Below are 10,695 nucleotides of genomic sequence, written 5' to 3' on the forward strand. Positions count from 1 at the left end.
AAACCGTATCTAAACCTTATAGGTTTTAAAAATCTATAAGGTTTGTGTGAATTAAATATTAAAAATTAAGATAACAGGCAAGATTAGTCTAAAATCTAATGTCTAACATCTAACATCTATAATTAAATGAAACTTACGAACAGATCAAAAGTTGTTTCCAATAAAGAAATGACCCTTGCTGAAAAAATCTACCTTCCTGCTATCTTTACAGGAATGGGGATTACATTCAAGCATGCTGTAAGAACCGTGATAAAAGGGGCTCCCGCAGTATATTCGTATCCTGAGGTACAAAAGCCGAGAACTACCATCTGGAGAGGCCAGCACGTTCTGAAAAGAGACGAAGAAGGCAGAGAAAGATGTACAGCCTGCGGACTTTGTGCCGTAGCCTGTCCTGCAGAAGCCATTACGATGACAGCTGCAGAGAGAACGAAGGAGGAAAAAGGGCTTTACAGAGAAGAAAAATATGCATCAGTATATGAAATCAATATGCTGAGATGTATTTTCTGCGGTATGTGTGAAGAAGCCTGTCCGAAATCTGCGATCTATCTTACAGACAGACTGGTGGATGTGGAAACCAACAGAGGTTCTTTCATCTACGGAAAAGATAAGTTGGTTGAAAAAATAAATGAAAGGATTGACATTACGACAAGACAGTCCGAGAAACAAAAAAATGCGGTAAAATAATGGATCAGATTTTATTTTTCTTGGTGGCGTTTTTAGCAGTGGCAAGTGCGGTTTACTTTGTGTTTGCAAGAAATCCTCTTTATGCTGTTTTGTCATTAATTGTTACGATGTTTTCCATTGCGGGCATGTACATCCTTCTGAATGCACAATTCCTTGCGATTATCCAGATTATAGTATACGCCGGTGCCATCATGGTACTATTCCTTTATATTCTGATGATGCTTAACCTTAATAAAGAAGACGAAAGTAAGAAGGGCAATACTTTAAAATTTGTCGGGGTTTTTACTGCCGGTCTTTTATTAATTGGAGTTTTAGGTGTTTTCAGGGGCGTTCAGGACAACCACATTGTTGTTGAAAATGTTGACAGAGGTGTGGGCCTTACGAAAAATCTGGGAAGACTTTTGTTTAACGAATATGTTTTGCCGTTTGAGCTTGCATCCATCCTAATTTTGGCAGGTATTGTAGGTGCGGTATTAATCGGTAAAAAAGATTTATAAAATTATGGGAGAAGTAAATACATTTATACAAAGCGTCCCTCTGAATTATTTCATCATTCTTTCTTCAGTATTGTTCTGTTTGGGAGTGTTGGGAGTATTGTTGAGAAAAAACGCTATTGTTATCTTGGGCTGTGTAGAGCTTATGCTGAATTCTGTAAACCTTTTATTAGCTGCTTTTTCAGCGTACAAAGGAAACGGAGACGGACAGCTTTTAGTTTTCTTCATTATGGTGGTAGCCGCCGCTGAAGTAGCGGTAGGTCTGGCAATTATTGCTATGTTGTATAGAAATACCCGTTCTGTAGATGTAAGTATATTTAATAAATTAAGAGGATAAGGAATGGAAAATTTAGTGTATGCAATAGTACTTTTACCACTTTTAGGGTTTCTTATTAACGGTTTATTCGGGAAAAATCTTCCAAAAATATTTGTAGGCTCTCTGGCTACAGCTATGGTTTTCGGATCTTTCTGTATCGCGGTAAGCATTTTCATGAATATGAATTCTGAAAGCCAGCCGGTTATCGTAAAAGCATTTGAGTGGTTTACAGTAAACGGGGTCCAGATTAATGTAGGATTCCAGATCGATCAGCTTTCTTTGATGATGGTAATGATCATTACAGGGATCGGATCTTTGATCCACCTGTACTCTATCGGATATATGAGCCACGACAAAGGTTTCTATAAGTTCTTTACTTATCTGAATCTTTTCATCTTCTCCATGTTACTTTTGGTAATGGGAAGCAACTACCTGATCCTGTTCATCGGATGGGAAGGCGTAGGACTTTGTTCTTACCTGTTGATCGGATTCTGGTATACCAACGAAGAATATGGTAAAGCAGCAAGAAAAGCTTTCATCATGAACAGAATTGGTGACCTTGCGTTATTGATCGGTATCTTTATGATCGCTGCGCAAACCAATGCTGTAGATTACCTTACAGTAGCACAGAACGCTTCAAAATTTGAATTGGACGGAACAGTAATTATCTTTATTACAGCGAGTTTATTTATCGGGGCAACCGGTAAATCGGCTCAGGTTCCTTTATATACATGGTTACCGGATGCAATGGCCGGGCCTACTCCGGTTTCTGCATTAATTCACGCGGCAACGATGGTAACAGCAGGTATTTATCTGGTAGTAAGATCAAACTTCTTATTTACTTTGGCACCTACAGTTCAGGGAGGAATTTTATTCATCGGATTCCTGACGGCAGCTTTGGCAGGTTTCTATGCGCTTCGTCAGAACGATATCAAAAAAGTATTGGCCTACTCTACCGTTTCACAGCTTGGATTTATGTTCATTGCTTTAGGGTTGGGAGCTTATACAACAGCGATGTTCCACGTAATGACGCATGCTTTCTTCAAAGCATTATTGTTCCTGGGAGCAGGTTCTGTAATTCACGCGATGAGCAACGAGCAGGACATGCGTTTCATGGGAGGGCTTAAAAAGTACATTCCAGTTACACACGCAACTTTCCTTATCGGAACATTGGCGATCTCAGGTTTCCCTTTATTATCGGGAATGATCTCAAAAGACGAAATTTTAGTAGCAGCTTTCGCTAAAAACCCGATTTACTGGGTAATCTTATTTGTTTTAGCGGCAATCACTGCAACCTATATGTTCAGACTGTATTACCTGACTTTCCACGGGGAATTCAGAGGTACGGAAGAACAAAAACACCATTTACACGAAAGCCCGTCTAATATGACGCTTCCGTTGATCGTACTGGCTGTCCTTTCCGTACTTGGAGGTTTCATCAACCTTCCTCACTTCATCGGACATGGTCATTATGCAAAATTAATGGAATGGTTGAAGCCGGTTCTTACCGAGCAAAGCTTCAGCCAGATGGAAGCTACCCTTTCAGGAGTTCCGTTTGGTACTGAAATGATCCTGTTGGGAGCTACAGTTCTTATGTTCTTCACCGTTTGGTTTGTTGTAAAAAATACTTACGTGAAGAAGAAAAAAATGGCTCTTGCAGAAGAAAACTATACCGGATGGGAAAAGCTTTCTGCTAAAAAACTATATGTAGACGAACTTTACAATGCATTGATTGTAAAAACTGTTGAAGGATTAGGACGCGGAGGAAAGATGTTTGATAAAGGAATCCTGGACCGTTTTGTAGACTTCGTGGGCGAAGGTGCTGAAGACAGCGGAAAAGCCATGAAGCGTATCCAGAACGGAAATGTGGAGACCTATATTCTTATCATGTCTTTAGCGGTGGGAATTATACTGATTGTTAACTTTATATTACAATAATGTCTGGTTTATTATTAACATTATTACTATTACCTCTAGTAGGTTCGGGATTAGTTTTTGCATGGAAAGATAAATCCAGCAAATATCTGGCGCTGGGAATTGCGTTGGTCCAAATGCTTATTACTTTTTACATCGCAGCGGATTTTAATTTTAATCCGACGGTAGACAGTGTATTGCAGCACGAGATCAATTACCCTTGGTCACAGTTCATTAAAAGTTCACTTCATTTCGGGATAGACGGGATGAGCTTGCTGCTTTTAATTTTGACCAATATTCTTACGCCGATCATTATTTTATCATCTTTCAACGAAAATGTAAGCTACAGAAATACATTCTACGGTCTGATTCTGCTGATGCAGTTCGGTCTTGTAGGAGTTTTCACATCCCTTGACGGATTGCTGTTCTACATTTTCTGGGAAGTAACCTTGATCCCGATCTGGTTCATTGCCGGACTTTGGGGCCAGGAAAACAAAAGATTCGAATTCACTACAAAATTCTTCGTATATACATTCGTCGGATCATTATTTATGTTAGCCGGATTGATCTATGTGTACAACCACTCTGCATCATTCGCTTTAACAGATCTTTACAATGCCGACCTTAACGAAGTACAGCAGACGGTGGTATTCTGGTTTATTTTCTTTGCATTTGCAGTGAAATTACCGGTATTCCCTTTCCATACATGGCAGCCGGACACCTATACTTACTCTCCTACTCAGGGATCCATGCTTTTATCAGGGATCATGCTGAAAATGGCTGTATACGGGGTATTGCGTTATTTACTTCCGATCACTCCAATTCCTATCGCGGGAATTTCAGGACAGATTGTTATTATCCTTGCTATCATAGGAATTGTTCACGGTGCGCTGATTGCAATTATCCAGACAGATATGAAAAGAATCATTGCTTATTCATCTTTCTCTCACGTAGGATTGATGGTAGCAGGGATCTTCTCTTCCGCAGTAATCACTTTAAGAGGTACATTTAACATTGAAGGTGCTGAGGGGGCTTTGGTTCAGACTTTTGCTCACGGTATCAACGTCGTTGGATTATTTTACTGCTGCGATATTTTATACAAGAGATTTAAATCAAGAGACATCAGACAGATGGGAGGTCTGGCGAAAGTAGCCCCTAAATTTGCTGTATTGTTCCTGATCATTATCTTAGGTTCAATGGGAGTTCCGTTAACCAATGGATTCATCGGGGAATTTATCCTGTTGAAATCCGTATATGATTTTAATGGCCTTGCAGCAGTAATTGCAGGTCTTACGGTAATCCTTGCTGCTGTATATTTATTGAGATTCTACGGAAAAGCAATGTTCGGAGAAGGAGACGAAGCTGTTTTAAGCACAGTAAAAGACCTTTCTGCTGTAGAATTCTCCGTATTGGCAAGTTTAGCGGTTTTTGTAATTGTATTTGGTATTTTCCCGCAGCCGATAATCGATATGGTGAATAGTTCGTTGACGTTTATCTATACGGCAATGGCCAATTAAAAAATTAAAAGATTTAAAAATTAAAAAATTAGGAGATTAAAAAAGGTTAAAAGACAAGAGAAATAGAGCTTAGAAGTAAAATTTTTACGTCAGACTTTAAACCTTAAACTTTAAACTCAAAATCTCAAATATAAATTATGAGTGTTTTAATTATTGTTTTCCTAACGGCAGTTGTTGCGTTATTTTCAGGAGTTTTTGAACATGGGAAATTCGCAAGATACATTGGGATTTTGGGATTAATCATCGCGTTATGGGTAAGTTTCATGCCGGAATGTGCGTTCTTCGAACAGTACAGGCACATGTATGACTATACTGCCAATACAGCGTTATTCACTAAAATATCAATTGTAACGACATTATTGTTATTTTTTCTGGGAGGTTTTGCATTCAGCAATCACAGAAGCCACCAGTCGGAACTATACGCGCTGATGCTTTTTGCACTATGCGGAGGAATTATTCTTTTCGGATTCCAGAATCTGGTAACCCTTTTCTTAGGGGTAGAAATCCTTTCCATTCCTTTGTATGTAATGGCTGGTGCCAACAAAACTGATTTAAGATCAAACGAAGCTTCGATCAAATATTTCTTAATGGGGGCCTTCGCGACAGGTTTCTTACTGTTCGGGATTGCATTTATCTATGGAAGTGCAGGAAGCTTTGACCTTTATAAAATCCACGATTTTGGATTGGCCCATTCTACAGATGTAATGTTTATCTTAGGGGTTTTACTGATCCTTTGTGCGCTGGCATTCAAAGTAGCTTTAGCTCCTTTCCACATGTGGAGTCCTGATGTATATGCAGGTTCACCTTCATTAATTACAGCATTCATGGCCAGTGTGGTAAAAATCTCAGGATTCTTTGCTCTTTTCAGACTGATGACAATAGGCTTTACCGGAGTTACCCACGAATGGATCAATGTACTTGGAGTATTCCTGATCATTACTTTACTTTTAGCGAACGTTATGGGTCTTGCCCAAACCAACGCAAAAAGAATGCTCGCTTACTCTTCAGTATCCCATGCAGGGTATATCGGGCTGGTTTTCTTCGGAATGACAAGCCTTTCTACCTATAACCTGGCATTTTACCTGTTTGCTTACTCGTTATCTACAGTAGGAGTTTTCATGTGCCTGATCTGGGTAGAAAAACTAAAGAGAGAAACTTCTTTCGGAGCTTTCAAAGGATTGGCTAAAACTGAGCCTCTATTGGCCACAGCTGCAGCAATCTCTATGCTTTCAATGGCTGGAGTTCCTTTAACAGCCGGATTTATGGGGAAATTTGCTTTATTCTCCCAGGCCATGAACGGTGCGGCTTTCCTTGTACTCATCGCAGTACTGGGTTCTGCCCTTTCCATTGCCTATTACTTAAGACTGATTATTGCGATGTTCTTCTTTAAGGAATCTACATTCAAATCTTCAGAAAAAGTAACCCTTACTTACAATATTGTAGCCGTATTTGTTATAGCATCTATCATCATTCTGGGAATTTTCCCGGATCTGTTTGCAAGACAGTTCGGATTATAAAGTACTAATATAAAAATATACAGAAGCACAACTTTTCGGTTGTGCTTTTTTGTTATTAATTATAGATACCCACTGATACTTATTTTTATCGCAAAGTTTATTCTTAAAAACCTTTTACACTTAAGTTATACAAAAAGGAGCGACAAAGTCGCTGATTAAGCTGCTGCATAAAATGTCCGCTTAGTCAAATCAATCGAAGATTGATTCCTTCTTTGCAGCCTAAATATATACGCTATTAATAATAAACTTTGCGTTAAAAATTTCACAGAATAATATTCCCAAAAACAATTAAATTTGAATAACATTAACCACCATGAAAAAAATCTTTATCACACTATTGACTTCATCAGTCATTGCTGCAATTGTTTTTTATATAAGCAGAGACAAAAAAGATGTGGACAATTACGGAATGCTTATCGCGGCTGTTGCTGTCATATTTAGCGTACCGTTAATCAAATTTCTGTTTCCGGTAACCAAAGATCTAAAAATCGGAACATCAGAATTTTATCCTAATCTTTTTCATAAAACTGCGGAATTTTTGAAAAAGAAAAGAAAGCAGTAATCAATGCTTTACCTATATTCGTGTTTTATTTAGGAAAAATAAAAAAACAGCTTACAAAGGTAGCTTTCATCCATTTGTAATACATTTGGAAGTGGTGTTTTTTTCATAACTTTACTTTAAATTTCAGCTCTTGGCTCATCTTTACAAAAAAGACGCTCCCTTTCAGGTTCTTATATCATTCAAAAAATATTTGGATGTGCTGGAACATATCCGCTATAACGATCGTCTGGAGTACCGGGTCAATTATGCTGAATCCCTTATTGAAAGGACCAAAAATTTCCAGGAACTGAAAGATGGATTTCAGGACGTATCACTTCTGGATAAACATGAAGACCTCATCAGGCTTTTGCTTGCAGACCTTTTCCCTACAGGGCTTACCAACAATGAAATTAAAGCGGCAAGTATTCCGCTTTCCAATATCACTTTTAATTATACTGAAAGATTCAAAAATATTCTGAAAGATGCCGGAAAAGATTTTGAAATAGAACTCAGGAACATTGATGATGATGAGTTTTATGTTTTCTGCTGCTGTCTTATCCTTCAGAGCTATTTCAAAAGGGATATCAAAACCACCATCCCGCTTTATTATGATATTCCGAACAGACAGGGAATCATGAAGCATTATAAGATTACGGTAAATTCAGATTTTACCGATATTTATCCTACTGAAAATGCAGAAATCCCTTCCGACGATGTATTGGACATGCTCCTTGAAAACCTGGACGACTTTAAGCTGTGGAAAAAATATTTCCCTTCAAAATCATGGATATTAAAAGGCTTCACTATTATTTCTCTGGTAGATTGTACTTCAGAAGTGGCTTTGTCTGATCTGAAATCCAGTATGATTGAGATTGATCCGGAAGATCTGAGCCCGAACGAAAACCTGGTAGAAATTTTCAAATCCTATTTCGATGTACCGGAGCTTAATTTCGGATTAATGCTTTTTGATAAAAAAGACCAGAAACTTGGCAGGCTTCCTATCTATGAAAATATTTTCACCCATCATGTCCTTGATTTTTGGATCAACGCATTTGATGAAGAAACCCGGAAAAGTACTTTCAACAATTTAAACCATAATTCTAAACCGATTGTTATCTCCAATGTCAACAATCTGGATGAAGAGGTTAAAAGTCTTCCTTCTTTTAGTATTTTAAGGGATAACAATATCAACAGCTTCATGGTCATTCCTATCATGAAGGATAATGAGCTACTGGCTATTATGGAATTTACTTCTCCGCAAGCCAATAGCTTTAACGGATTAAAGCTTAAAAAATGGAATTTTTCACCGATATGATCCTCTTCTCCCTGAACAGGTTCAGTTTTGAAAAAAATTACCAGATAGAAGCTATCATCCAGCGTGAATATACCTCTATTCACGACAGCGTTGTATGGAAATTCAGGAATGAAGCTGAAAAGTATTTCAACGCTTCCCTTGGAAAAAAATGTATACGCTGAAGCAGATTACATTTAAAAACCTAACCCCTCTTTTTGGCTTCTCGGACATCCGTTCTTCTTCGGATAAGCGTTTTAATCTGATGCTTGAAGACCTCAACCAACAGCTTGAAAGCCTTCATGATATTTTCACCCTCATCAATTCCGATTCGGAGAAATATCTTCTGGCCCTTGATGTTTTTGAAAATGAACTGAATAATGAGATCAAAGCCGATACGGAACAGCGTCTTCAGAGATTTTTAAGAGAAGAGATCCATCCTTATCTCCAGGCAAAACTGGAACTGAAAACCGACAGGGAAATAAAAAACAAGATCAAAGATTATTTTTTACAGGTTTTTTCCCAAACCGACCTCTTTTATGCGAACAGGAAAAACCTGGATGATTCTATAACTCTGGTCAACAGAAAACTGGCCGATATGCTGGATGAAAGCCAGGTTAAAGCCCAGGAGATCTTCCCGCATTACTTCGAAAGGTTCAAATCCGATGGCGTAGAGCACAACTTATACATTGGGCATAATATTGCCCCGGAACTTACTTACACTTCAAAAGTAGTCCACAAATTAAGGTACTGGCAGCTGAAGACCATCTGCAATATGGAACGTGAATTCCAGACCTTTAAAAATACCCTGCCTATCCAGCTGGATATCGCCTCATTACTTTTTGTCTATAATGAAAAAATAGACATCCGCTTCAGAATGGACGAAAAACGCTTTGATGTAGACGGCGCCTACAATTCGTACTATGAAATTATAAAAAAGCGCCTGGATAAAGCCCATATCAAAGACTCTCCGGAAAGAATAACCTGCCCCGGAAAGGTTACCATTGTATATTTCGGGATGGAAAACCAGAGAGAATATCTGGAATACATCAATAAACTCCAGAAAAAAGGAATTCTGCAGAATGATGTGGAGTTTTTGAGAGTGGAAGATTTGCAGGGAATTACGGGGTTGCTGGCGTTGAGGGTTTCTTTGGCTCAAAGTTAATCAACAACATAAATTACCTTTCTATTTACTCTGTGGCAAATTTCCAGTCAATTCGCACAATAACTTAAAATTACTTTTTTAACTAAAGAGAAAGAAAAGCATATCCGAAAGAAAGTACGGAAATAATAATTCCTGCCATAAATATCTTATAGGTTATGGATAAAAGTTTATACTTTCTGTCCAGAACTTTCCCAAGAAAATAAAGGTCTTTCACCATAGAATCATAGATATAATCCCTGTCTTTGATTAAATCTTTCATTGCATTGTGATAATCGCTGAAGAGCATTCGCTGAAAGTTTCCGAAGAACAGAAGGTTTACTTTTCTGTCTGCAATATCCTGAGCCGTAAAATTCGTCTTCGTTACATTTGGCTTTGTTGATAAAATGGCGAATATGATGGTCAGAACACTTGAAATAAGCAGAATAAAACTCGGAATGATCAGGTGGGCATTCTTAGGCGTATCCAGCTTAGGAACAAGTACGGAAAGACAAACTGAAATAATAATGGCATTAACGGAAAGAAGGATATTCGCCTTACTGTCGGCTATATCACTCAATCTGGTATGGTTATTCAGGGTTACTCTGAACAGCGTATCCACACTGCGGTCAGATTTAGGTTCTTTAGGCTCTTTTTTATTATCGGAATTTTCTTTTTTATCCTCTTCTTTTTCAAGCTTCTTTTCTATTTTCCTGATATTCTTCTTTTTCAAAGGTTCCCAGTTTTCCTTTGCATATTCCGTATAATAATGATGCTTGTTTTTAAGCATATCAAGATTGCCGGCGTTCCATTCGTCATTGGAAAAACATCTTACATTGGTAAGCTCCCACTCTTTTCGGAGGGCATCGGAAATATCATTATAATCGTGGCTGGCAAAGTGGCTGCAGTCCGCATCTTTTACAATTTTTTCCAGGAGATTCTGCGGCTGATAGGTAATTTTGGTCGCCAGGATCAGTCGGGAAACATCTTCAATATAACTTTCAGGATAATTTTCCTGTTTCAGAAAATCGGTAAGGATGGTTACCCCTTTTTCTTCATGATTCTGTGCACACTCAACGTAGCCTGTATCATGGAACCAAAGGGCTAAAAGCACCTTTTCCTGATCCTCTTTGGAAACAGGTGTATTTCGCATAATCTCTTCGGCCTTATTTACAGTATAGGTCGTATGAATAAAATTATGGTAAAAGTATACAGAAGATAACTTATCTTTGAATAAGATTTCTACATAATCTTTAGCTTTGTGTAAAATATTCATTCCT

At 38.1% G+C, this 10,695-nt stretch carries 11 protein-coding genes; 10 read left to right on the top strand and 1 reads right to left on the bottom strand.

Features of this window, described 5'->3' with window-relative positions; all coding sequences use genetic code 11:
• Positions 1–126 precede the first annotated feature (126 nt).
• The 10 genes from N4G44_RS22910 to N4G44_RS22955 all read left to right on the top strand — a co-directional run bounded on the left by N4G44_RS22910 (position 127) and on the right by N4G44_RS22955 (position 9,439).
• Positions 127–684 (top strand): NuoI/complex I 23 kDa subunit family protein, encoded by a 558-nt coding sequence (locus tag N4G44_RS22910; RefSeq protein ID WP_040996950.1) that lies wholly within the window; start codon positions 127–129, stop codon positions 682–684.
• Positions 684–1,181, top strand: a complete 498-nt coding sequence (locus N4G44_RS22915; RefSeq protein WP_040996952.1) for an NADH-quinone oxidoreductase subunit J family protein — start codon at positions 684–686, stop codon at positions 1,179–1,181. Before N4G44_RS22910 ends, N4G44_RS22915 begins: the two co-directional genes overlap by 1 nt.
• A gap of 4 nt (positions 1,182–1,185) precedes the next feature.
• Positions 1,186–1,515 (top strand): NADH-quinone oxidoreductase subunit NuoK, encoded by a 330-nt coding sequence (gene nuoK / locus N4G44_RS22920; RefSeq protein WP_034703571.1) that lies wholly within the window; start codon positions 1,186–1,188, stop codon positions 1,513–1,515.
• Between the two features lie 3 nt (positions 1,516–1,518).
• Positions 1,519–3,432, top strand: a complete 1,914-nt coding sequence (gene nuoL, locus N4G44_RS22925; protein ID WP_474930050.1) for an NADH-quinone oxidoreductase subunit L — start codon at positions 1,519–1,521, stop codon at positions 3,430–3,432.
• Positions 3,432–4,925 carry a complex I subunit 4 family protein gene (locus N4G44_RS22930; RefSeq protein WP_474930051.1) on the top strand — a complete coding sequence of 498 codons (1,494 nt, stop codon included), beginning with the start codon at positions 3,432–3,434 and terminating at the stop codon, positions 4,923–4,925. The genes nuoL and N4G44_RS22930 overlap by 1 nt, the downstream gene beginning before the upstream one ends.
• 137 nt (positions 4,926–5,062) lie before the next feature.
• Positions 5,063–6,442, top strand: a complete 1,380-nt coding sequence (locus N4G44_RS22935; RefSeq protein ID WP_474930052.1) for an NADH-quinone oxidoreductase subunit N — start codon at positions 5,063–5,065, stop codon at positions 6,440–6,442.
• Between the two features lie 313 nt (positions 6,443–6,755).
• Entirely contained in the window at positions 6,756–7,004 is a 249-nt protein-coding gene (locus tag N4G44_RS22940) for a hypothetical protein (RefSeq protein ID WP_474930053.1), read from the top strand.
• A 196-nt stretch (positions 7,005–7,200) separates the two neighbouring features.
• Positions 7,201–8,298: a hypothetical protein gene (locus N4G44_RS22945; RefSeq protein ID WP_474930054.1), complete on the top strand. Its 1,098-nt coding sequence runs from the start codon at positions 7,201–7,203 to the stop codon at positions 8,296–8,298.
• Complete coding sequence (locus N4G44_RS22950; protein WP_474930055.1) at positions 8,277–8,459, top strand: hypothetical protein; 183 nt, start codon at positions 8,277–8,279, stop codon at positions 8,457–8,459. Before N4G44_RS22945 ends, N4G44_RS22950 begins: the two co-directional genes overlap by 22 nt.
• Entirely contained in the window at positions 8,447–9,439 is a 993-nt protein-coding gene (locus N4G44_RS22955; protein WP_474930056.1) for a hypothetical protein, read from the top strand. The genes N4G44_RS22950 and N4G44_RS22955 overlap by 13 nt, the downstream gene beginning before the upstream one ends.
• An 82-nt stretch (positions 9,440–9,521) precedes the next feature.
• On the opposite strand, the gene N4G44_RS22960 is transcribed toward N4G44_RS22955, so the two are convergent.
• Positions 9,522–10,691, bottom strand: coding sequence for a Pycsar system effector family protein (locus tag N4G44_RS22960; protein ID WP_474930057.1), 1,170 nt, complete (start codon positions 10,689–10,691; stop codon positions 9,522–9,524).
• Positions 10,692–10,695: the final 4 nt, after the last annotated feature.

The organism is Chryseobacterium sp. GTID13 (genome assembly GCF_056172655.1).